At 46.1% G+C, this 23,423-nt stretch carries 18 protein-coding genes; 3 read left to right on the top strand and 15 right to left on the bottom strand.

Annotated features, from left to right (window positions below; genetic code table 11):
• Positions 1–84: 84 nt before the first annotated feature.
• A complete protein-coding gene (locus J2Z65_RS18165; RefSeq protein WP_167057706.1) occupies positions 85–1,299 on the bottom strand; it encodes an FAD-dependent monooxygenase in 1,215 nt (404 codons plus the stop codon).
• A 128-nt stretch (positions 1,300–1,427) separates the two neighbouring features.
• Here J2Z65_RS18165 and J2Z65_RS18160 point away from each other — a divergent pair, with 128 nt between their 5' ends.
• On the top strand, positions 1,428–2,201 hold the full coding sequence (locus tag J2Z65_RS18160) for a TetR/AcrR family transcriptional regulator (protein WP_167057709.1): 774 nt from the start codon (positions 1,428–1,430) through the stop codon (positions 2,199–2,201).
• A gap of 60 nt (positions 2,202–2,261) precedes the next feature.
• On the opposite strand, the gene gucD is transcribed toward J2Z65_RS18160, so the two are convergent.
• From gucD to kdgD, 3 genes are read right to left on the bottom strand one after another with little or no spacing between them, the layout of a single operon-like run.
• On the bottom strand, positions 2,262–3,719 hold the full coding sequence (gucD, locus tag J2Z65_RS18155) for an alpha-ketoglutaric semialdehyde dehydrogenase GucD (protein WP_338111675.1): 1,458 nt from the start codon (positions 3,717–3,719) through the stop codon (positions 2,262–2,264).
• Between the two features lie 2 nt (positions 3,720–3,721).
• The gene (locus J2Z65_RS18150; protein ID WP_193580914.1) at positions 3,722–4,720 is read right to left on the bottom strand and encodes a mannonate dehydratase; all 999 of its coding nucleotides are present in this window, start codon (positions 4,718–4,720) and stop codon (positions 3,722–3,724) included.
• A 16-nt stretch (positions 4,721–4,736) separates the two neighbouring features.
• On the bottom strand, positions 4,737–5,663 hold the full coding sequence (gene kdgD, locus J2Z65_RS18145) for a 5-dehydro-4-deoxyglucarate dehydratase (protein WP_167057712.1): 927 nt from the start codon (positions 5,661–5,663) through the stop codon (positions 4,737–4,739).
• 146 nt (positions 5,664–5,809) lie between these two features.
• Here kdgD and J2Z65_RS18140 point away from each other — a divergent pair, with 146 nt between their 5' ends.
• On the top strand, positions 5,810–6,817 hold the full coding sequence (locus tag J2Z65_RS18140) for an AraC family transcriptional regulator (protein WP_167057715.1): 1,008 nt from the start codon (positions 5,810–5,812) through the stop codon (positions 6,815–6,817).
• A gap of 69 nt (positions 6,818–6,886) precedes the next feature.
• Positions 6,887–7,726 carry an EcsC family protein gene (locus J2Z65_RS18135; RefSeq protein WP_167058120.1) on the top strand — a complete coding sequence of 280 codons (840 nt, stop codon included), beginning with the start codon at positions 6,887–6,889 and terminating at the stop codon, positions 7,724–7,726.
• Between the two features lie 15 nt (positions 7,727–7,741).
• Here J2Z65_RS18135 and J2Z65_RS18130 read toward each other — a convergent pair whose 3' ends face one another.
• From J2Z65_RS18130 to J2Z65_RS18080, 11 genes are all read right to left on the bottom strand, one after another.
• Positions 7,742–8,302, bottom strand: a complete 561-nt coding sequence (locus tag J2Z65_RS18130; protein WP_167057718.1) for a DUF2812 domain-containing protein — start codon at positions 8,300–8,302, stop codon at positions 7,742–7,744.
• An 18-nt stretch (positions 8,303–8,320) separates the two neighbouring features.
• On the bottom strand, positions 8,321–8,662 hold the full coding sequence (locus tag J2Z65_RS18125) for a PadR family transcriptional regulator (RefSeq protein ID WP_240159681.1): 342 nt from the start codon (positions 8,660–8,662) through the stop codon (positions 8,321–8,323).
• 178 nt (positions 8,663–8,840) lie between these two features.
• Positions 8,841–9,656 (bottom strand): SDR family oxidoreductase, encoded by an 816-nt coding sequence (locus J2Z65_RS18120; RefSeq protein WP_167057722.1) that lies wholly within the window; start codon positions 9,654–9,656, stop codon positions 8,841–8,843.
• A gap of 92 nt (positions 9,657–9,748) precedes the next feature.
• Entirely contained in the window at positions 9,749–10,846 is a 1,098-nt protein-coding gene (locus J2Z65_RS18115) for a GerAB/ArcD/ProY family transporter (RefSeq protein WP_167057725.1), read from the bottom strand.
• Positions 10,839–12,011 (bottom strand): Ger(x)C family spore germination protein, encoded by a 1,173-nt coding sequence (locus tag J2Z65_RS18110; protein ID WP_167057728.1) that lies wholly within the window; start codon positions 12,009–12,011, stop codon positions 10,839–10,841. Before J2Z65_RS18110 ends, J2Z65_RS18115 begins: the two co-directional genes overlap by 8 nt.
• A 29-nt stretch (positions 12,012–12,040) precedes the next feature.
• Positions 12,041–13,555: a spore germination protein gene (locus tag J2Z65_RS18105; protein WP_167057731.1), complete on the bottom strand. Its 1,515-nt coding sequence runs from the start codon at positions 13,553–13,555 to the stop codon at positions 12,041–12,043.
• A gap of 130 nt (positions 13,556–13,685) precedes the next feature.
• Positions 13,686–15,104 carry an SH3 domain-containing protein gene (locus J2Z65_RS18100; protein ID WP_167057734.1) on the bottom strand — a complete coding sequence of 473 codons (1,419 nt, stop codon included), beginning with the start codon at positions 15,102–15,104 and terminating at the stop codon, positions 13,686–13,688.
• A 178-nt stretch (positions 15,105–15,282) separates the two neighbouring features.
• Complete coding sequence (locus tag J2Z65_RS18095; RefSeq protein ID WP_167057737.1) at positions 15,283–16,089, bottom strand: SAM-dependent methyltransferase; 807 nt, start codon at positions 16,087–16,089, stop codon at positions 15,283–15,285.
• Between the two features lie 279 nt (positions 16,090–16,368).
• Complete coding sequence (locus tag J2Z65_RS18090) at positions 16,369–16,938, bottom strand: dihydrofolate reductase family protein (RefSeq protein WP_167057741.1); 570 nt, start codon at positions 16,936–16,938, stop codon at positions 16,369–16,371.
• A gap of 41 nt (positions 16,939–16,979) precedes the next feature.
• Positions 16,980–17,585, bottom strand: coding sequence for a DUF2238 domain-containing protein (locus J2Z65_RS18085; RefSeq protein WP_205300965.1), 606 nt, complete (start codon positions 17,583–17,585; stop codon positions 16,980–16,982).
• A gap of 152 nt (positions 17,586–17,737) precedes the next feature.
• Positions 17,738–23,335 carry an S-layer homology domain-containing protein gene (locus J2Z65_RS18080; RefSeq protein WP_167057746.1) on the bottom strand — a complete coding sequence of 1,866 codons (5,598 nt, stop codon included), beginning with the start codon at positions 23,333–23,335 and terminating at the stop codon, positions 17,738–17,740.
• Between the last annotated feature and the right edge of the window lie 88 nt (positions 23,336–23,423).

The raw sequence follows: 23,423 nt of genomic DNA, 5'->3' as shown, positions 1-23,423 counted from the left end.
GTTTTCCTACCATTGTTCAAATTCAGTTCATCCTCATTGTCACATATAAGCATAGTAGTTTTCAAGAATTGCTATTTTTTCTTTTCAAAAAGACTGGCGGTTTCTATAATCTTCCAATTCAATGGCATTCGCAGCCTTAGAAATCATCTTCATCACTGCTTTATACATGAACGTCATCAAAAATGGCACACGCAGCATGCAATTTCTTACCCGTATTTTGAAGTTTGAGCGTTCGATCATACCTCCAGCTGCGACGAGGCCTACTTTTTGATTTTTTTGCACAAAAGCTCGCATCTTTTGCTCATAGGCAGTAAAAGCTTTCGTAAAGTCACCATTAGCTTCCTTTAATTCACCAGCCAACACATAAGCTCCCACGATCGCAAGACTAGATCCTTGCCCTGAAAGCGGTGAAGGCCCATAGGCTGCATCGCCGACAAGCGTAACCCTGCCCTTTGACCAAGTCGGCATATGAATCTGGCAAATCTCATCAAAGTAAAAATCTTTCGCATCTGTCATCTCATGAATCAATTTCTGCGTTTCCCAGCCTGTTTCGTTACCAAAAACTTTGACTACAAGCTCTTTTTGAGCTTCAACGTCGTGTCGATCGTACTTTAAAGCAGGTGATTGAAAAATAAACATCCCTTTAGCTTCCGTGTTGTCACGCGCACTATACATACCAACTGTCTTCCCTGGTACCGTAAAAAACTGTTGGCTGTGATCAAGCTTAAGATAATTAGGCGTCGTAAAAATTGAAATATAGCAACCAAGAGATCGTTTAAACTGTGCCTCCTCGCCAAATGTCAAGCTGCGCACGTTGGAATGAAGTCCATCAGCGCCCACCACGAAATCAAACGTTTGCGGCTTCCTATGGGCAAAATGAACCTCAGCGCCTGATTCCGTCTCAACAATGGCGGTAATCGAATCTCCCCAAATATAGCGGACAGTGTCTTTCGTCAAACGATATAGAATATCCGTAAGATCATCGCGCATGATTTCTATGTCCAGACCTTGCTGGTTTCCCATGCTTGCTTCACTCATCTGACCTGCTATTTGGCCATCTTTATTCATGAAATAAACGCCGGTCATGTGTGTATCGGCTGCCCGAACTTGTTCAAGAATGCCCATCCGTTCAAGCACGGAGATTGCGGCGCCACGGATATCAACGCCATAGCCTCCTCGCCGTAATTCAGGAGCACGCTCTACGATTGTAACCTCAAATCCGTACTTGATCAGCCAATAAGCGAGCGCGGGCCCGGCAATACTTGCACCAGAAATAAGAATTGTTTGAGCTTTCGTCATATGGATTATCACTCCTGTTATTTATTTTAAAAACTTAAATTAACTGTGTATTGCATAAACAGTATATGTTATATACAATTAAAAGGCAACCACATTTTTGGATAGCGTATGAAAGAGGGCTCTTAGATATGAATAATGAATTTGAAGGGGATTTACCGCGCGGTGTAGCTCTTAGCTGGGGGTTAGTCAAAGAGCCGCAGAGAGGTCCCAAGCGTGAAATGAGTCTGAAGCAAATCGTAGACTCTGCTATTGCAATTGCTGATAGGGATGGTCTCTCCGCTGTTTCCATGAACCGCGTTGCCGCGTCCCTAGGTTTTACGACTATGTCACTTTACCGATATGTGCCTAGCAAGGATGATCTAGTTCTCCTCATGCAGGACGCCGTATGCAATATCTCTGTTCCCGAGGATCCTGCTTCCTTACATTGGCGTGAACATATGTCGCTCTTTGTTCAAACAATCATCCGTTGTTTCCTAGAACACCCATGGTTGTGTGATATCCCTGCCTCCGGTATTCCAATGACACCAAATAACTTGCGGATTGTAGACTGGGCCCTGCAGATTATGCACGAGCTGCCTTTAAACCATCAGGAAAAGGTATCAGTTGTTGTCTTGCTGACCAGCTATGCACGTGTTTACGGGTTGGTTCGGCGGGATATGGAAAGTGCAGTCCGAACAGGCGTCAACACAGGACCGGTTCCAGGCGTTGACTATAGCGCTGCGCTAAATCACCTGGTCACCGCCGAGCGGTTTCCCTATCTCCAGCCAGTCGTTCAAGCAGGTGCCTACTCAGCGGAGGATCACCGTAAAGAAGAGAACTCACAGGAATTTGGGGAAGAATTTGATTTCGGTCTCGAAAGAATTTTAGACGGCATTGAGCAGTATGTGACGTCCAGAAAATAATGGCATAACAAAGAGCGCACTCCACCATTTGATGAAGTGCGCTCCTTCTTAACATGCGTATTAAGCTTTAACGAATACGGTCTTTATTTCCGTATAAAATTCAATTGCAGCCTGCCCTTGTTCCCGAGAGCCCGAGCTGGAGAACTTCATGCCGCCAAACGGAGCCTGCAGCTCCACCCCAGCACTCTCAGCATTGATCCGAACAAGACCGGCATCGATGTCATTCATGAACGTCAGCATCGTCGATATATCGCGCGTGAAAATCGACGCGCTGAGCCCGAATTTGACATCATTGGCAATTTGGATAGCCTCCTCCATCGAATCCACCTGAATAAGCGCAAGCACAGGTCCGAAGATTTCTTCTTGGGCGATGGTCATCGAGCTGGAGATATGTTCGAATACAGTAGGCTCAATAAAGAAGCCCGCTTCTAGCTCTCTCCCCATGCCTGTCCCCCCTCCGCACAGCAAGGTACCTCCTTCTTCTACGGCTTTTGCCAGGTAGGATAGCACTGTACGGTACTGATTTTCACTTGCGCATGGTCCCATCCACGTTTCTGCATCCAAGCCCGGCCCTATCCGAATCGTTGCAATTTTTGCAAGCAGCTTTTCTTTAAAAGCTTCATAGATTCCACTATGGACGATGACTCTGCTCGTAGCTGTGCATTTCTGCCCTGTCGACCTTAATCCGCCGCTGACAGTTGCTTCCACCGCTTGATCCAAATCCGCATCATGCGCCACGATAACGGGATTCTTTCCTCCCATTTCCAGCTGATACTTCGCTCCTCTTGCCAAAGCGCTTTGCCCGACTTTTTTACCCACCCCGTTGGAACCTGTAAAGGTAAGTCCATTGATGTCCGGATGGTCGGCCATGGCTTGTCCGATGACGCCGCCTTCGCCAGTCACCATATTGATGACGCCAGCCGGGATGCCCGCTTCATGAAAACATTCGACAACCAGTGCCGCGGTTACCGCTGTCTCTTGGGCTGGTTTAAACACGACCGTGTTGCCATAAATCAAGGCAGGCGCAATTTTCCATATCGGAATGGCGACGGGGAAATTCCATGGCGTAATGACGCCGACGACGCCAAGCGGCACCCGTGTTGTAAACATCAAAGCAGAGCTGTCCGTTGACGGTATTACATCCCCGGCCTTCCGCATGCCTTCTCCTGCGTAATAGCGCAAAATGGCTACGCCCCGCGCCGTTTCACCTTTCGCCTCAGGAAGCGTTTTCCCCATTTCACGGGTCATCATTTCGGCAATCTCATCCAAACGGCGCTCCAGTTGATTGGCGACCTTGAACAGGAATTCTCCGCGTGCCGGTCCCGATAATTTGCGCCATCCCTGCTTTGCCTCTTTGGCCGCAGTTACAGCTTCAAACAAGTCATCTTCCGATGATTTTTGAATATATCCTACCGTTTCGTGGCGGTTGGCAGGGTTCATACTAGCCTCAACCGACTTATTGGATGCAGACTTCCACTCGCCGCCTAAATAATTCAGATACGTTAAAGGTACAGCCACGTTTAATCCCTCCCGCCTCGAAATTCGGTTAGCGCTGCTAGAAGCGCTTTCACATAACCGATGGAATAAGCCCAACCAACCCAACCCATGCCGGATTTCGAAGGATTATGAGGAGCTCGATCCATTTCCAACGAGGTAATATGATCCGGGTTAATACAACCGTTATAGCCGACTTTATGCAGAGCTAATAGGATTTTGGCCATATTCATATGACCATCGTCAAGCAGCGCCTCTTCAAATGCCCCTGCCGTAGCCAAACTGCCTCGAATGTTACGGAAGTGAACCAGAAAAATCCGGTCTTTGCGTCCGTATTGATAAATTTCATCAAGAACTAACGGGGTACCGCCTGCCTCACCTCGTGTACCCACACAATAAACCAGACCTACATTCCGGCTAGGGAAGGCGTCGATGACTCGATGAAAACCAAGCCCGCCGAATGGTGTATTATGATGAGGCGTATCCGAAGGATGCACGGCCAAATTCACATTGTATTGTTCTGCCAAAGGAACCAGTCTCCCGAAGACTATGTCGAAGCGCTTCCACCAAGCATTCAACTGTTCCACAGTCGGAGGCTGAAGTTCCGGATTGCGCCGGATGGACTCCCCGCGAACCAGTGCCCCGCCTCGGTGTACGGCTGTATACTCCTCTGACATATACGGAAAAACATCGCCTGCAAAGCGCTGGCGAACCAGCGAAATCCCAGCCTCGCCAAATGCTTTAATCGCGTTGCTGACATGGTCCAGCTGAATCTCGGAACCGGGTTCATCCTGCATGAAGCTGCTTGATATATCAGGAAGCGTCACTCGATTGATGTCCATCCCGTGTGAGCGGATTCGGCGTTTGAGTTTAAGAAGCTGATCCAGATCCGGATAACCTAGTTCTTTCACTCCCGGAAACGACGAGCCTCGCGTAAAATCAATGCAGTCGACACCGAGCTGGCACATTTGTTTTAAATCGCTATCCGACAGATCACATGTAGGAACTTGAATGGATACTTTCATTATGGTTCATTTCCTCCTAAACGTTATTAGTAGCCGCGATAAGATCTATGCTCTTCTTAATAATCGATTCCAACTGTACATAGTGCTCTCTTTCTACTTTCACTAATGGTGACCGAACCTGCAGACCGACTGGCAACCCGACGATATCCATGCCCGCTTTAATAAGTGAAACCGCATAGCCTTTACGAAGCTGCCGGATGCGGTGAATCGGTAAAATCACTTCGCGATAGATGGCTTGCAGAGAAGCTTGGTCGCCGCCGATTAAGCTCTCGTAATATTTTCTCGATACCTGAGGAATGTAATTGGAAATAGCGGATGAGTAAGAATGAAATCCAAGCGCATTGTAAGCGGGCATTGTCAGCTCAGCAAGCGGCATCCCGTTCATCCATTGCAGCTTAGAGCCTATGGATTGAACGAATTCGATATTAAGCTCGAAGTTGCCCAGACCGTCTTTGAACCCAATGACGTTCGGCAGGTTCGCTAATTTCTCCAGCGTTCCTAATGTGAATACAGCATTATCCCGCTGATAAATGATGACAGGTAATTCCGTACTCTGCGCGATCGTCCGATAATATTGATACAGCCCTTCCTGCTCAGGAATGATCAGATAAGGCGGCAGCAGCAATAAGCCGTTCGCACCTACTCTTTCCGCCAACTGCGCGCGTTCGACAGCTTCCTTCAAGTTGCCGCCGGCACCTGCAAACACAGGCACTTTTCCTGCAACAACCGATACTCCAACGGTAACGAGTCTCTCGTACTCTTGAATATCCAAAGATTGAAACTCCCCGGAACCCGCGCAAACAAACACAGAATCTAAGCCATTATTCAATAAAAATTGGACATTAGCCTCGAATGCTTTCTCATTCACATAATCGTTATCATCAAACGGCGTTACCGGAAATCCCATTATGCCTGCAAGTGACACATGCTTATCGCTTCCCATATCGAACAGCCCCTTTTCGTTATCTTACATCTCATTATAGAAAACACGCCCTTTGCCGGTCTTTATAAAAACACGCCGCTTTTTTAAAAAATTCCGTGATATAATAGAGGGCAGCCAATTAGCCAAATAGAGGGGAGATCACTTTCATGCTGAGCCATACCGTCTATTCCCGCAGCAACCTATATCTCAACCAGCATTTGGTTCAGCTGCAAGGGGCCTCCGCATCCATCTTTATTCACTATTGGGGAGCGAAGCCGCAGCATAAAGGAAATAGTCCCCACGCACATACTTTTTTTGAAATTTGTTATGTCGTCCAGGGTGAAGGCGTTTACTTTTCAAATGGCGTCACCTACCCGCTGCGTGCCGGAACCCTCTATTGCTCCAAGCCCGAGAGCCGGCACTATATACAAAGCGATGAGGGCATGCTGCTGCTTTTCTTTGCACTTGAGCCCGTAGCTTCCGAATGCGGTGAAGCATTTATGCGTGATTTCCATCAACTATGCGCTTATCCGCACTTATTCATCCCGAATGCGGAGCAAACGGCGCCCGCACTTATTTGGCATGCTCTGCTTATTCAAGCCGCCGAACCTGAAATACGCTACAAAGAATCTATTGAACAGCTTGCATACTCGCTTGTTATGAGCTGTATCAACTTATTTCTGCATCATTGCATCTCGGGCGATACGGTTTCCTCCACGGCAATTTCAGAGCTGCAAGGAACACTTAAACGGGCAAAAGAGTACATCCAGACTCATCTTACGAATAAAATTGCGCTTTCCGATGTAGCTCAAAGCCTGCATTTGTCCGAAAGGCAGCTCTCTCGCCTTATGGCGGAAGAATTAGGGCAATCCTTCCCTTCGGTCGTCAAGACGGAAAGGGTCAAGAGAGCCGCTTATTTGCTCGGTTACACGGACATCCCGCTCAAACAGATCGCAGAAGATACCGGATTTGAAAGCATTCACTATTTTACACAAGTGTTCACCAAAGAAATGGGTACTCCGCCTAGCTCCTTCCGCAAAAAGGGTCTCAACCCCGAATCCGTCGATGCGTTGATTCATAAATATTTGGAGCAAGTAGCTACACGTTATCAAAAAAATAAATTAGAGCCTTCTAGCGAAATATGCGATAGTTCCGCTCACATCTCCTTTGACTAGTGAATGCGTTCATTGAATCCTAATCCGCCACTGTAACGTATACAACTTGCAAAGGAGTAGTGAGTGATGATGGAAACAAGAGAAGTTTTGCTGCAAGAGCTACACACGATACGCGCCTGGGAATCAGAGCAGAAAGATTTGTGGTTTTGGGAGAAAATCGGGCGGCTGCCCTTCCAATTGCTTGATCGTTTAACACCTAAATTTTTGAATACCAAAATTAGCGAAGCATTGAATGAGCTAGGGAATTATTTGCAGGCGGGTGGCCGCTATCTTATTTCGGAATCAGGCACGCTGCGTCATATAGAGGAAGTGTACAGTCGCATAGAGGGAAATCATCCGGCGCAAAAGCACATCGCGGTGATTGAGGACGTTGGGCTGCTACCGCTGAACATCATGGATCAAGCTGCCGATGAAATTGTTCAAAGCCGCACAACTTTGGCCGGACTCCAAGGAGCCACAACAGGAATAGGCGGAATTCTGACCCTCGCCATCGATATACCGGCCGTGCTTGGGTTGTCTCTCAAAACGATTCAAGAGCTCGCGATCTGTTATGGTTACGATCCGAAAATCAAGCAGGAAAGAATCTTTACGATCAAATGCATGCAATTCTCGTCAGCGGACATTGTCGGTAAAAAGGCGATTCTCGAAGAGCTTGCCGATTATGCCGTCAATGAGAAAGCTGACGCGCAGATGATCTCGCAGCTTCAAGGATGGCGTGAAGTGTTCGCTACTTACCGCGATAATTGGGGCTGGAAGAAGCTTTTTCAGCTGATTCCAATTGCCGGCATCCTTTTTGGCGCATGGATTAACCGTGGAACGCTGAAAGACGTTGGCGAAGCTGCAAAAATGCTGTACCGAAAGCGAAGAATACTCGAACGATTACGCGAGTTGGAGCAAGATGACAAATAATTGCTTCATCGATTCTTATTCATCAAGCTTCTTGATCTTTTGCTCGAATCGCAAGCAGCCGTAAGATAACAACAGAATGATGACAATTTCAAGAACAACCACGAATGTGAATGTGCTTTCTATCAGTGATGAGCGAGCTTCGGAACGCAAATTGTTGATATTTAGAATAAGCGGCAGTACGTTAGCTAACCCAATGATTCCCAAAGTTAACTGTACTCTGCGAAGCAACTGCTTCACAGATCCACGGTCGGTATAAATATCATACGATTCACCTTCGTCATATCGTTTTCTAAAATAATGCCAGCCCACAAGCGATCCAACATGTTCCCAGCCTGAATCCTCAAAGAGCGTCATATATTCGTTCAGGCTTTCTTTGCCGCTGATTTTCTGATAATCCATACGATAGACATAACGTACCGAGGTATCCTTTTCAAAACGGCTTCGTATGAGTCCCGGTTTATTGAGGTGCAGTCCTTGCGCAGACAAGCCAGTAAGCCAAGACTCATCCTTCTCGTAATTCCAAACAAATGAAATTCTAGTCCGATATTCGAAACGGTTGCTTGAGGATCTTGTCATAGTCCGCTCTTCCTTTCCCTACTCAACATTTGTGATAGCTGATCTCGCATTCAATAGTAATTCTTCCATACGTTCCATTTCGGCTTTTAAAACGATCTTGCCCAACTCCGTTATGGCATACAGCTTGCGCCGTGAATCCGCCCCAATCTCAATCTCAGGGACATTTTCGATCAACCCTTTTTTCTGAAGTGTATTTAAAGCGGTGTATAGCGTGCCTGCCCCAATACGAACCCGTCCTGCGCTTATTTTTTCTACATCCTGCATCATGGCATACCCATGCGCAGCACGGGGATACAGAGTCACTAGAATGTAGAAAAACGCCTCGGTCAAAGGCAGTAAATCTTTGGAAAGCTCCGTCAATGGTTTCACCTCACTTTATTTGAAACATATATCGTCCGTAGCTATATAGAGTAACAATATAACGTATATCACTATATTATCTGACGATATATCGTGTGTCAATATAGTTTTCGTCGTTATTCGCGGATATTTTGACAAATAGAAAGACTGCCGATGATCTCGGCAGTCCTTAAGTATTCTATAGGAGAGATTCGGCACCATCAATGAATAATTCCGTGCCGGTTATATGGTTTGAAGCATCTGATGCCAAGAATGCCACAAGACTGGCGACCTGCTCTGGCTGTCCCGCCGCATGTTCCAAGGGCTGGCTGCCCTCGGGATATTTCACTGGAATTTTAATTTTTTCGAGCTCAGGTGTCGGCTTTGTATTTTCACCGATATTCGTCTCAATCGAGCCAGGACAAATGGCGTTGACCCGGATTTTATACCGCGCCAATTCCAGCGAAGCCATTTTCGCAAATGCAACCTGCCCAGCTTTCGAGGTGCTGTACGCCGTCATGCCAAATCCGGAGAAAGCCCGGCTGCCATTGATAGAGCTCGTGACAATAATGCTGCCGCCCTGTTTTTTCATATGTGGAATCGCGTACTTAACGCAAAAAAACGTTCCTTTCAAATTGACGGAAAGTGTTCGATCCCAATCCTCAGGCTTCATGTCCTCGATGGGTGCCAGAACGCCATTAATGCCAGCATTGGCAAAAACAACATCTAGTCGGCCCCACGTTTTTACCGTCTGTGCGTAGGCCTCTTCGACGCGTGCCGGATCAGAAATATCCACGTCCACCGTGATACACTGCCCGCCTGCTGCGGCTATTTCCTGCTTCGTTTGCTCTCTTCGCTCATCCTTCAAATCAACAAGGCACACCTTCATTCCTTGCTGCGCGAACATGATCGCGGTCGCTCTGCCAATGCCCGAGCCTGCTCCAGTGATCAAGGCTACCTTGTCTTTTAAATCCGGAAGAATCATTCCTGTTTTTTGTGCGATTTGTACGCTCATACGTTTTCATCCCTGCCCCGTTTCCGATATTTGCGGATTCATTCATCCTTGATTTGGTTTGCCCGTGGGGAATGAAATATATGTAATCTATATTAACTCGAGAGTTTCTTCCGCTTAAGCAGAGCCAAAAGAAGCAGTAAAACCGGACAACCCGCCATGAAGATCGGGAACACATAAGGAACAGCTGCTTTCAAAGGAAAAATGACGGATATCTCCTCGTAATTAAAGGGGAGTAATGATGCTGCCATGACGATAGCCGCTATGACCCATGTCGTTTTTTTCCAGTCTTTTAAACCCAAGAGCTGTGTTGTGCCATAGCCTGAAACAAATAAATAAAGCGCTAACTTGGTAAAAACGCTCATGATCCAGATAGTAACAACGATGGCATCCAGATTTTCAATAATGCCGCCGATGGAAATCGAGCGGACGATCATGAGCATAGGATAGGTGTAATTGGCTGCAACGTTGGGTCCAAACATTAAGATGCTGAAAATAACAGAAATCAAGGTTATGATTCCTGAGACCATGACCCCTCCTACCGCATGACGAATAGTCTCCTTTCGCTTAGCGACAAAGGCAATCAGTATGAAAAGCATGATGCAATCGCCTAAGAAAGCAGCTGTTGGCAGCGCACCTTTCATTAATGGGAGGAAGCCGTTATCCGAATATATTGGCAGCAGCCGATCTCGTTCAAGTTGATTTATAGCTAAAAACATAGGACCAATAACGCCAATCAAAATTATAGGACCCGTTAATTCACAAATACGGGCAATTACCCCAACGCCATGTATCGTCGGATAGAGCACAACGAGAAACATCAGAATTTGAATTAAAAATACTGGTGTTCTGGGCATGATTGTGCCTGTGATAAATAAACTGAATTGTTTTAATATCACAGTAAGAATGACGATCCAGACCAGCAAATACAAAGCAGAAATAACCCCGCCTAACCATTTACCCAGCAATATCCGGTTAAAATCCACAAGTGTTTTGTCAGGAAATATCAGGGCAAGCTTCCCGCAAACATAGGCAATGCCTGATGATATCGCCGTAGACGCGACCAAAGAAATCCAAGCATCTTGTTTTGCCATTTGAATGGCGGGAGCTGTGGTCAACAGAATGGTCATAATGACTTGCGTGCTTACCATCATCCAAAAAATTTGACGGTTTGATAAGACCATGTCACTCATTTCCCACCTCATTTCTTCCTTTACGCACCGAGATATTGGCAATTCCGGGTCTTTGAATGGAACTGTCGACTTCCACTTGAATATCCATCGTTTGAAACCGTGTTTCCCACTCACCTTTGGCAGCTTTCCATTGGTGCGGATATTTTTTATGAAAAGCTCTTGCAAACCCGACAACATCCGCTTTCTGCTCGGTTTGCAATTGCTGTAGCGTGTTTACCATTATTCCCTTTATTTTTTCATTGAAAGGCTCCTCGATTCGCCTCATGGTATCGGAGCCTTTGGCGAGAACAATTGTACTTGAATTTTGTACGATATCGGCATCCATCGTCAGTCTTACTTTCATTTTCCATTCTCCGTTTACTATGGAAGGATTCAAGCGAATTTTGGTATGCATGATTTTAATCACTATTTTTCCGCCATCGAGCTCTTGTGTAATCGTTATGTTTCGGCCAAGATCCCTCGGTCTTAACAGCCGGATTCCCATGACAGATTCAGGAGTGAGAAAGCCTATCAGTTTCTGTTTTTGGATAACAGACATTCCATCCACACTTAAGAGCTGCTTTTTAGTTTTATTCATCATTACTAAGCTGGGCGCAATAACAGGCAAAATAAAGGATTGAGATTCACTGCTTAATACTTCCTCTATCTCATGCATCGTAGAAGAACGATTAAGAGGTTTTTGTGAAAGCTTGATTAATGTTTCGTAGGTATTGGGATCCACTTGCGACTCTAACAACTGTCTGGCGGTTCCTCTGCATACAAAGAAATTTGCCTGCTCCCGCGTCTGGATATCCCTGAATAGGAAATCAAATTCGTCAAACATGCCGCGTCTGGCCAACTCTTCACCAAAAAAGTAAGCCTTCGCATGCCCCCAGGAAAAATAACGAGGCAGCTTCTTTTGCAATTCGCTTAAAGCATCCGCCATAGAGGCGCCTCTCGATGTAAGTGTATACACATTTCCTTCCCCCCCTCCGCTTCCCTCCGTACCTGCCGAGGCTGGATTCGGGATAAAAACTTGAATGGTCATTTCAATTTTATCTTCTTTGCCTATGTCCACGCCTGCTGAGATAATCAAGGCCATGTCATTCACTTCTACGCGATCCCAGCAGCCAGTAGTAAGCAGCAGCATTAACGCAAGTGCCGGGAAGCCAATACGATGCCTCAATTCCCTTCCCCTCCATCAATCCTTTGAGATTACTTCCCATCCGGCTTATCGCCCTGTCGCTTCATATTCCCTTGACTGTAGATAGACGGTCGTGTTTTTAATTTGTTGACTGGCGCTCGAAACAGTACATCCTTTATGCCGCTTAGGGAGATTGGCGCTAAAGGAGCCATATATGGCACGCCAAACGAACGAAGAATACATAGATGACTTATGACTAAAAGCAGGCCCAGAATGAGACCAAATAACCCCAATATTCCCGATAAAATCATGATCGGAAATCGAAGAATCCGGAGCGCAATGCTAGCGGAGTACTGTGGCATCATAAAGGAGGAGATCCCCGTTATGGCGACTACCATGACCATTGGGGCTGAAACAAGACCAGCCTGTATGGCGGCCTGACCAATCACGAGTGCGCCGACGATACTGACAGCAGAGCCGACTTGTCTAGGCAATCGAATTCCTGCTTCGCGCAGTGCTTCAAACGTAACTTCCATAATGAGAGCTTCCACCAAAGCGGGGAACGGGATTTCTTCTCTCGATTTGGCTACGCGCAAAAGCAAGGTTGTTGGCACCATTTCCTGATGAAATGTTAATACAGCCACATAAACAGCAGGAGCAAGCAGCGCTATTAGGAAAAAGGTGTATCGCAACCAGCGAATCAAAGTCCCGATCATAAAACGCTGATAATAATCTTCGGGGGATTGCATCATCGTCCAGAAAGTAGCAGGCGCAATGAGCACCATGGGGGTATTGTCCGTTATGATAATGATTCGACCTTCCAACAAGCTCGCTGCCGCCACATCGGGACGTTCGGTCGTTTGCAGTTGGGGAAAGGGTGAATAGTTGCTGTTCTCGATAAATTCTTCGATGTATCCGCTCTCAAGGACGCCGTCAATGTTCATCTGCTTAATTTGGTCTGAAACCGCGCGAATGATTTCAGGCTTCGCAATACCCTGGATATACCCCATTGTGATATCCGTCTTCGAATATGCGCCTACTGTGAATGAGACGAACTTCAGTGCTGGCGTCTTTAACCTTTTCCGAATTAATGACGTATTCACGGTTAAGGATTCAATAAAGCCTTCACGTGAACCACGGACGACTGATTCGGCAAGAGGCTCTTCGACGGAACGTGCTTCAAATTTCGTAAGTCCGATGGAAAGTGCGCCCGGCACAGTGTCAATCAGCACAACCGGCCTGCCTTCAAGTACATCATGGAGGATTTCACCAAGTGATTGCAGAGTCTTCAGATCCGACACGTTAATATGATCCTTGAACGATTCAATGTTACTGCCATGTTCAGCAACCTCGTTTTTGAGCGGTAGGAGCACATTGCTGTCGAGAAGTTCAGCATCCACAGAACCACGTAGATACAGAAATGAGGCATTCAACCCGTTACGCATGTGAAAATGGGCAAAAATCACATCTTCGCAGTCTGTTAGGTATGTATTCAACATCTGCAAGTTCTGGGCAAGTTCGGCTGAAATCCAGGTCTGATAGGCTTCCTTCTCGATACTCGGCTCCCCGGGAAACACCTTATTCATGCCAAACTCTCCTTACTTACACATTCTTTTACTCTTTGTTATGCTCTGCATCGCTTTTTTCTATTCAATATTTTCCAATAATAAAAAAGGACCATTCTGGCCGGTATTCCGGCAAAATGATCCCACAAACTTATGGCTGAGACAATATTCGAAAACGAAATTGCGTATATAAACCTTTGAAATTAGCAGCTGTCTCTTCTGTGGTCTCGGATGACACGTATGTCACCGGTTGGAGTGAGGTAAGCTGAACCGTGTAGTCACCCGCCGGCACCAGCTTGCCATCCAAATCAGTTAGTTCCCAAAGCGGCCCATTCCATTCATACATCCCTTTAGATGGGATTGACGGTTCCGTAAAAGCAGGTAGCTGTGATTTCCACACCAGCTGCTTTTCATCTCCTTGCTCACGGTAAATGACAATCTGCAGCCGAATCGGATTAGAAATGGCTAACGATTCGGAAGACACGTTAAACAAATTGGCTCCAAACTGCAAATCGCTTCCCGCATTGAGCTGCATCCGTTCGATGGAATTATTCCAAGTAAAACCAGTTTCTCTTAGCTCTACGGAAAACGGATATTCTCTTGAACCTAGTCCGCCGATTTCTGTTTGTCTAAAGTTCCATGCCCCATTGAAATCTATCGGAGCTGTATTCTTTGGGGGGAGATAGTCTTTAGCGAGCGGCATCGGATACAGCCATGCGTCACCCACCCAATCGCTGTGAATATGCACCCACCCGCCGGAACGTTCATAGATTTTTACGTTTTGAGGCGCCAACGTCCCCAATGATTTGGCCTCGAAAGAAGGATATCGATACAGCTGTGCAGACTTGCTGATCTTAACGGTTTCCACGCTTGCTACCGGTTTCTCTGGTTGAGCGATCTTAGGATTCACCCATTTCGGGCCAAGCCAGGTATCGATATGATACCAATTGCCTGCACGCTCGAAAGAATGGACGATTTGGGATGAAAGTTCCGTGACCTGAGGCGAACTTGCATCAGGCTGCTCGAAGACAGCCGTAATAGAAGGCAGTTCCAGCATCTCCTCCTTCTTCTCAACTTCCAGCAGCATTTCAGCATTGCGCCGGATCCATTGTTGGCCTAACCATGTATCTATCCTGAAATAATCACCAGATCTCGCATTGACATGCAGGGTTTGAGGACTAATAACAACAGAGGTACGCCCTTCTAACTCCGGATTGTTATACAGGTTTGTAGGTTTTAGTATGACCACATAGGCATTTTCAAGCTGCTCCTGCCCTTTCCAATCGGATTCCTTCAGTTTAATCCATTTCTCACCACGCCAAGTGGCGATTCGGTACCAATTCGTCTGTATTCCGTCTTCAGGAATGTGTGATTCCAGAATATAAACCTCCTGTGGCGACAGCTTTAACACTGGCTTGCCGCATTCACACGGTGAGTCATACACCGGTGTTTCCTGGTGAAGCACAACACTTCCCGGGTAAGCAATAAGGGCATTTGCCGGATTATCGGGCAACAGACTGATTAGTGTGGTAAGCATAATGAAACTGCTGAAAATTCTCCTCTTTTTCATGTCACTCCACCTTTTTAAATAAAATGAAGAGTACGCTTTATTTATAAAAGATAGACGGTTTTCGCCCGCAAAAAGTTTCAATATTTTCCAGCGAATCTTTCATGATGATTAAAATGAAAGAACCTTCCCTTGTGACCGGAAGGTTCTTCATCAACTTATTGTCATGGATTTAACCGGTTCAAACTCCTTTCATTTGCATCGCTCTCTCCAAAATAATGGTGTCATACAGCTGCGACGACGTGCTTACTTGGTTCTGCGTCCATTCGGGCAACTCCGTCCCCAGCGGCCATGAGTAATTAAACAATGATTTCAACCCATTGCCGTATCTCATCATAATCTTCGCCTGGCTGTTCGCTGTAAGCTTCAGCTCCTCGAGGATCTCAAGTTTATTTTCAACAAGAGAAGCAATAATAATATGCGTAGCTTCCTTGGTAAATGCCAGCTCCTTCAACTTTTGGTGAGAGAACGTTACTTTGGAGCCGAAATCGGACATCGCCGCTGCCTGCTCTGCAAGTTGGACGGCCTCCTTGTCGATATCCACCCCCAATACTTCTGCCCCCGTTTCCTGCGCAATCGTTAAAGCAGATAACGGGAACGCGCCTGAACCGATGAACAGTACTTTTGAATGTTGGTGAACTTGTAAGCTTTCCAGCTCGGCCCGAACCGAATTCGATAATTGATCGATATAGTGACTAATCAGATGTTCATGCTTATGTATAAGACGCGATTGATATTTCTCCAATTGGCAAAGAGCTTGAACGGCTGTCTCCCTCAGGTTTCGCGAATGCTCCTGTACTTCGTCAATCTGGCTCCATGAATGCCACTTCTGCACATTTTCATCGTTATTTATAAATTCACAGAGAACATCCAATTTATTCTTCAATAAAGCAAAACAACTGGGAAATACATTCGTGTATTTGGTCATTTGTCTAATTTCAAAATCCAACAACTTCAAAGCAAGGATAAACTCGTACTTTTCTAACATTGATCACCCTCCTTTTACCTACTGGTAATATGCATATCAGACTCTTCCTGTGAAAAGTACTGAAACCTGATCGGAGGGGCAAATTATTTTTCCACATCATAAAAGGTGATCACGCTGCGCTAATTTTTCCTCTTTTTCCAGCGACAATATCTAGTACAATGGTTATCGTATGTTTCACATTTCACAACAATCGGATGGGCCGAAACGGGCTTCAGCATATTCTTGCTTTGCCAATGAATATTAAGAGGAGCTGCCCTTAGGCAAGCTCCTCTTATTGTGTCATCTGCTCAATTTCTCATAATGCAGCAATACGTTTCCTGAAGCAAAGCTGCGAGTCTCTTTCAGCTTTAAGCGATGCACGGCTTTCACGTCATGAAATAACGGCTTCCCTGCACCCAGAACAACCGGCGTTACCGTAATTAAATACTCATCAATGAGACCTTCATTGGTCAATTGCTGTACGATTGATCCGCTGCCGAAAATAACAATATCCGCGCCATCACTTTGTTTAATTTCCAGTACTGATTTAGCCAGATCCCCGTTTACCAGTTTGGAATTCTCCCATGTTACATTTGTTAGCGATGTTGAAAATACGATCTTGGTCATCTCATTTAATTCATTGGCAAGAGCCTTCGCCCCCATTGGTGCGTTGGGATTCTTGGCGACCTGGGGCCAGTAGCTTTCAAACATCTGGTAGGTAACTCTTCCAAAAAAGATTGTATCCGGGTCCATCATTTCATGTGCGGCTTTGTCAACTTCCGGGTCATGGATAAACCAATCGATCTCCCCTTTGGGCCCCGTGAAAAATCCGTCTATCGAAGTTCTGTTAAACAGAATGACTTTTCTCATCCGTGCCTCCATTCATCTCATGCTTTATTTCATATACAAACTTATTCGTCAATTACCGGCATTTTCCTCCGTTTTGCCTGAATAACCAAATAGAGGCTGGTCAACACGGCTCCTATCGTGCCGCAGATGATATCGGTCATCGTATCCATCAAACTGCCGTTTTGCGAATTCAGTCCGAACAAGTGATCCGTCGTGAACTCATAGATTTCCCAGACACCCGCCATGGCCACGGAAAAGAAAAGACTGAGCCATATAGCTACTTTCGCACTTGATTTGACCGAGCTTTTCTCTTTACCGCTTGCTTTTTCATAAATTAGTAAACCGACGAAACATAAAATCACACCCGAAAAGAGATGCTCAACTTTATCCAAGTAAGGAATGACACTGTAAAATCCAAATTCATTCGCCAAGAACATCGTTACAAAAATAAACAGCAGCACGCAGAAACGCAGCGCGGCAAACATCGTCGTCTTCGTCAACTTTATCAAAATTCGGATCAGAATCAGTACGCCTGCAATCAAGACAGCCTGCCACATTTTCGGCGCTATGCCCTTGATCAGAAAATATACAAAACATACGGCCGCAAGTACAAACAGTGCCAGTTCAAAGAGATCGTTGACTCGGTCTTTTCGCATAAGCTTTTGCATCGCCATCACCCACTTCAACACCAAAATTGTTAATATCCTAGACAGTAAATATTATATTATACCCAAATTCCATGTAGTAATTACTGAACATGCGCAAAAGAGGTCATTCCAACGGCTTATTCAAGCCTTCCGGGACAACCTCTTCCTTCAACCTAATTAAACTTCAAATAGTCAAGCATTCGCAGCAGCATTAAGGCTGCTTCGGCACGTGTTGCATGATTCAGTGGAGCAAAGGCGTCCTCCGTTACACCGGTGATGATTTTCGCCTGGAGTGCTTGAGAGATACTAGCTTTGGCATATTCGCTAATGAAACGGCTGTCGGCAAATCGATTTAGCTGTGTCAAATCCGCTTTCAATTCAATGCCTGTAAGCTTCATCGCTCTCGTAATCATGACAGCCATCTGCTCGCGCGTGATGTTGGCATCAGGCTTAAATGTATTAGGCTCATAGCCATTAATAATTCCTGCTGATGAAGCAGCACCCACAGCGCCGGCGTACCAAGCCACGCTTGGAATATCTGCGAAGTTTTCCGTTGCTTTAGGCGTTAACCCGATTGCTCTAGTCAACAAAGCTGCAAACTCCGCTCGTGTAATGGCGGCATCCGGCATAAAGCGATCTTCAGCGGCGCCTTTGATAAGAAACTTGGACGCAAGCTGTTCAACCTGCTTTTCACTCCAGTGTCCTTCCAGATCGGAGAAGGATTTGTTCGCTTGCACCACAGTGTAAATACTGTTGCCTGTACGATAGATGGTAACCTGTGTTCGGCCATCTACATGTTCAAAGGAAGCCGGTACGTAGTTCATTTCGCCCGTCGCTGGATCGAACCAGACTGCGCTAGCATGAAGCGAATCAACGCCGCCGGACAATGAAATCGTGCGCGGAGCATACTTGCTTCCATAGTCTTCAACGTAAAGCTTTTTCCCGCTGCTTTCTGCCGTTACTTCAAACTGCATGCCTGGATAAAGCAGCGTCGCTCCAATTTTATTTGCTGCAGCTTGCAATTTTGTTTGGACAACGTTTGTAAGCTTTTCAATATGAATAGCAATTGTTATTTCAGTAGGATCAGCTCCTAACTTTTGTGAGAGCGCCTGTATATTCAATCCGCTAACCGGAAGTTCATAAGTCACGGCATTGTAGTTTACAAGCAATACGGCATTAGGCACTTTTGCATGTATTGAAATGAAACTAACAGCAGGTATAAGTACAACTCCCTTATCTTCTTGCCCTTTCACATCAATAACGAATTGTACAATGCCGGAGCTTTCATTCGGCTTCAAAGCATCCAATGCATTTTGAATCGCATCGTTGGATACAGTCGTTTTTGAAACCGACATCCCGTCTGGTGCTGTTTCTTTCACAGGCTCGTTCACCAAGATTTTCACCTTGACAGGTTGATCTGTCTCCTCCGGTGAATCAGGTTTTTGCGGATCAACGGGGGTAGATGGTAGCGACGGCCCCGACGGTCCACCAGAATGATCGTCTTTTCCTGAGGAGCCTATCACATTCACTCGAACATCCACAGCTGTCGTTAATGCCTCTGTACGTTGATCATTCCCGTTAGTTAAGTTAGCCGAAGCAATGGTAATCCGTGTTGATGCTGGTTGAGTTATCTTTTTGGCTATCCAGTTTAATTGGAACAAATCTCCGCGGGAGGTCAAAGCATCGCTCTCATCCCGAGCAGCGGCTGTTACTTGCACTTGTCCCGGATGATCGACACTAACGGGATGAATAAGGAATCCGGGTTTCAACGATTTAACGGAAACGAACGCCAGGACATTCGGATCATACGTGATCACCGTATCAACCGCATAGACAGCAGCATAAACACTGTTCGTTACGTTACCTAGTCCAAACATCGTTTGGAAAGGTTGTCCCCCATAGACAGATTCAGCAACACTCAACGTAGTAAAGGGAGCCTCGATATGAGCTAGATGCACCCAACATTCAATGATACTGTTCCACGCATTTAATTCATTGCCGTGACCTCTATATTTCACATACTTGGCTTTCACTGGCGAGAACGCGAACGTTTCCGTTTGGTTCGGATTTTGCTTATGACTGGCCGCTTGTGTCAGTACCCTTTGATACGTCACGCCATCAGATGAAACTTCCAAATCAAAATAGTTAGCGCGCAAATTACCGCTATAAAACAGGATAGAGATGTTATCCAGCCACTGTTCCTTATCTAACTCTAGCAGCAGGAACTGATCACTGCCTTCGGCAGACCATCTCGAATCGGGATCGCGATCGATCGTATTGCTCGGCAGATTGCCATCGTCAGCGCTTGCTGTCACTTTGACGACTTTGGCGAAGCTTCCTTCCGGCTCTGTCATCGCCTCTCTTACTTCAAAGTTCTCCGTTGCGCTGACTTTCACTCCATTCCACACGATTTCAGCTGTTATTCTGGCCACACCAGCCTTCTTCGCCTTGAACCAACCGTTCTCCAGCATACCGATATCCTCGTTACTCAAGCTGTAAGTTACAGGAATATTGGCTTTCTCCGTATTGAGAACTTCGCCGGTATCCAACGTAAGGAATGCTTTCAATTTCCCGCTGTTTCCGCTGCTAATCACATTGCCAGCAGCTCTCCATCCCGGTACCGATTTGTCAGGTGCAAGTGTGATGCTTTTAGGCAAAATCGGCGTAGCCGCCACTTGGAATTGAACTTGGTATTCTTGCATAGCGCCATTTTTAGACACTTGGATGATACCTGTTCCGTTCGTTCCGCTTGGCTGCATCACGGTTATGGCAGCGCCTTCCGTCAACGCTTTGGCTTGAATCGTTGGAATCTGCGTTGTTCCGAAAGGAAGTACGTAGGTATACTTTGTTTTTAAGAATTGCATCCCGCCTATCGCCTCGCCGCCTACTAACAGCGATTGCAAAGCCAGTTCCTTGCCAGCTGTTCTTCGCGTGAATTGATCGGCATAAAGGCTTTGTGGGACAAGTTTCGTTCCCTCGCCTACGCCTTCCGCCATGTCGAACGGCTTCGTGTTCGTATCCGAAATGGAGCCCACGATATTCACATTTACTCCGGTTACTGCCCCTTTGGTTCCAATAATATAACCGTTGCCAAATTGCTCCGACTCTATAATAATCCCGTTTTTGCTGCTATGTGCGGCCTGTCCGGTCGTGTTCCAGAACACACTTTCCGTTGTTACGACACCATGCCTATTCGTTGCGGAAGATCCGTAATCCCTCGTAATCGCAGAAATACCATCCCCGTTCAACGTCATATTATCAATGAGATTCGCCATGCTGAGGTACATATGAAAATCGGTCATCAGTGAGGAATTCTCCGAATAGATGTTATGCAGGACATTTCCGTTAGCGGAGAAATTCGCATAGGTGAAGCTATGACGCGCTGCAATCGCTTTACTGTCCGTAATTAAATTGTCGTTGCCGATAAATTGATACAAGTACCCGTTTCCGTTTGCTCCCCTGTATTGCGGATACTGCATGGTGACGTTTTCGACCGTTACATTCTTCGTGCGATCCAAAATAATTCCTTTGGACAAAATATGATAGGTCAAATTGCTAACAGGTTTATAAGTGCTTACATTTCGCACCCAACTGTTTGCAACCGCGATCATATTGATCACCTTAGCGTTATCAGCTTCATAGCCGGCTGTACCGACAACCTTGTAATCGTCCTCCCCCAGACCGCCGTTATGATTTTGGACATTGGCTATGGAGAAATCTTCGATACCCACCTCGGTAATCGGATCCTCCGTTTTCGTAATTGTAATGTTATCCCTTTGTTTAAGCGCATAGCGAGTTGGAATATCTACTGTGATCGTCCGATTCACGTGATCTATTCCGACAATCTGCCTGTAAAACAACTGCTCTACTTTGCCAAGGCGAGAAGACCATTTGTTTTGCATACCAAGTTCATTAAGAAAATCCATTGTTGTATCAAAAGTAATCAATACATAGTCATGAACAGCGAAACCGCCTGTGTCTTCGACCGGAATTAATACGCTGGGCTCAGCAACCGATTTACTCAGCTTCGTCGAGACATTCGTCTTCTTCCAGTCGCCGTCTCCGACTCGGATAATATCTTTAGACTTCATATTTTCGGTCGCGTTATAAATGAACGTCTTATTCATTCCCGCGCCTTTTAGCACGATATGGCTGTCCGGAATGTTTAGTGAGAAATCTTTCCCCGTTGGCGGATTGACTTGATAGGTACCTTCAGGGAGGTAGACCACACCACCACCTTTTGACGCAGCGTCAATGATAGCACTTTGAATCGCTTGAGTTGAGTCACTTTGCCCCGTTGCATCTGCGCCATACGGCGCTTTGGTCACATCAATGCCCGTTGCCGCATTCGTAACTGGTATGGACGATTCTCCCAAGCGATAGCCGGCAAATGAAAAATCGTGCAAGAAACGGCCCTTGCTGTCTTTAAATCCCGGATACCAATCTGCCGGATAGAGACGACTTCTTCCATCTGCTCCCAGTTTCATATCCTCAGGCGCATCCGCCGGATCCGAAACAATGAGTCTCGGCGGCATTTGTCCCGAAGCCGTTGTATCCTTGCCACGATGATAAAAAAGGCCGCTGTTGCTTTTGGCAGTCATCACCAGCGTAATCGTCTTTTCACCTTTAAGCTTCTGCTGTTTCACGTAATCGGTAATGTCAGCATCTTGATAATCATTTGCAGTTTTGTACAGTACTTCGGCGATTGGAGCAGCCCCTATCTCAGGCTTGTTATGCCAAGTCAAACTCGTTTCTGTCCAGCTTCCCGCGTTTTCTGCTCCGTAAATTTGGATATAATTAGTCGCTGTAGCAGTAGTAGCCTTCGAGGTGTCTCGTCCCCACACGGAAAAAAGCGTTTTTCCAATATGATCAGCATCTGGGAGATTAGAAATATCAAATTTATAATACCCATAGGACTTATTGAATTCCACGGTCATACCATCGGCAATGGAGGCCGTATTGTTGGTGCTGTGGTAGTTTTTGTCTGCATCTTTGTTGTTCGTAGTTGCCGGGTTGTACACAAGCGTATCGTGCAGTGGCGGCATATTTCTGCCATATTCGAACATAATCGGAGCTGTATACGAATGCGGTGCGTGAAGATTCGTGCTTTGCTCATTCACAACCAGAGTCGGAATAAGGTCCGCCGATGCGCTGTCCGCCGTCTCATGTCCTCTAAGTTCTATAGCACCTGGGGTCTCCGCCTTAATCATAAGCCCAACCACCGACTTGCCAGCGCTTTTAATCTCCTTTATATAATCAGTAAGATTAAACTGATACACCATTGGAGTACTTGTAATGGCAATGGTATCAATAGAATCCGTTAAACTTAGGAACTTGCTCTTCCAAGTCATGATTGATTCCGACCAATCGGCAGCGGTTTGCAAAGGATGAAGGCCATATACACTAACTTGCATCGGCACTGCTGAAAAGGCTTTGAATGCAAGTGCAACTTCCATGTCCGAACTGGCAGCAGGCAGACTGGCAATATCATACTTTACGTACGTATACGCCGATGAACCGTCTTGCTGCATGCCAACACGCATCATATCCTCCTCTCCTCCGTCATCAGCGTGCTTATGATAGTTACCCGTATCAGCAGCAGCTGCGATTTTGGGATTCAGGTAATAGCCATTCGAGTACACCGTGACATCCTGAAGGGGTGAAATCTGCGTTCCAGACGAACTTGCCGCCCTGCTCCCGCCAGGAACAATCAGCAAAGAACCAGCGGTCAAACTTAATGCCATTATCAAGCTTAGAGCCTTTTTCTTCATGCTTGTTATCCTCCGTTTCGAATAGACAAGATTTTGTTAACGTTTTCAAAAATGCGGCGATTACACACCTCCTGCTCTGCTCGACATC

The organism is Paenibacillus aceris, from assembly GCF_017874035.1.
GTDB classification, from domain to species: Bacteria; Bacillota; Bacilli; order Paenibacillales; family NBRC-103111; genus Paenibacillus_E; species Paenibacillus_E aceris.
Note: the sequence above shows the minus strand (reverse complement) of the source record. Positions and strands in the feature narration are given on the sequence as shown.

Excerpts from the sequence above, each read along its gene's own strand:
- J2Z65_RS18165 (WP_167057706.1), bottom strand. The coding sequence starts at position 1,299 with ATGACGAAAGCTCAAACAATTCTTATTTCTGGTGCAAGTATTGCCGGG.
- J2Z65_RS18160 (WP_167057709.1), top strand. The coding sequence starts at position 1,428 with ATGAATAATGAATTTGAAGGGGATTTACCGCGCGGTGTAGCTCTTAGC.
- J2Z65_RS18150 (WP_193580914.1), bottom strand. The coding sequence starts at position 4,720 with ATGAAAGTATCCATTCAAGTTCCTACATGTGATCTGTCGGATAGCGAT.
- kdgD (WP_167057712.1), bottom strand. The coding sequence starts at position 5,663 with ATGGGAAGCGATAAGCATGTGTCACTTGCAGGCATAATGGGATTTCCG.
- J2Z65_RS18140 (WP_167057715.1), top strand. The coding sequence starts at position 5,810 with ATGCTGAGCCATACCGTCTATTCCCGCAGCAACCTATATCTCAACCAG.
- J2Z65_RS18135 (WP_167058120.1), top strand. The coding sequence starts at position 6,887 with ATGGAAACAAGAGAAGTTTTGCTGCAAGAGCTACACACGATACGCGCC.
- J2Z65_RS18130 (WP_167057718.1), bottom strand. The coding sequence starts at position 8,302 with ATGACAAGATCCTCAAGCAACCGTTTCGAATATCGGACTAGAATTTCA.
- J2Z65_RS18120 (WP_167057722.1), bottom strand. The coding sequence starts at position 9,656 with ATGAGCGTACAAATCGCACAAAAAACAGGAATGATTCTTCCGGATTTA.
- J2Z65_RS18115 (WP_167057725.1), bottom strand. The coding sequence starts at position 10,846 with ATGAGTGACATGGTCTTATCAAACCGTCAAATTTTTTGGATGATGGTA.
- J2Z65_RS18105 (WP_167057731.1), bottom strand. The coding sequence starts at position 13,555 with ATGAATAAGGTGTTTCCCGGGGAGCCGAGTATCGAGAAGGAAGCCTAT.
- J2Z65_RS18100 (WP_167057734.1), bottom strand. The coding sequence starts at position 15,104 with ATGAAAAAGAGGAGAATTTTCAGCAGTTTCATTATGCTTACCACACTA.
- J2Z65_RS18095 (WP_167057737.1), bottom strand. The coding sequence starts at position 16,089 with ATGTTAGAAAAGTACGAGTTTATCCTTGCTTTGAAGTTGTTGGATTTT.
- J2Z65_RS18090 (WP_167057741.1), bottom strand. The coding sequence starts at position 16,938 with ATGAGAAAAGTCATTCTGTTTAACAGAACTTCGATAGACGGATTTTTC.
- J2Z65_RS18085 (WP_205300965.1), bottom strand. The coding sequence starts at position 17,585 with ATGCAAAAGCTTATGCGAAAAGACCGAGTCAACGATCTCTTTGAACTG.
- J2Z65_RS18080 (WP_167057746.1), bottom strand. The coding sequence starts at position 23,335 with ATGAAGAAAAAGGCTCTAAGCTTGATAATGGCATTAAGTTTGACCGCT.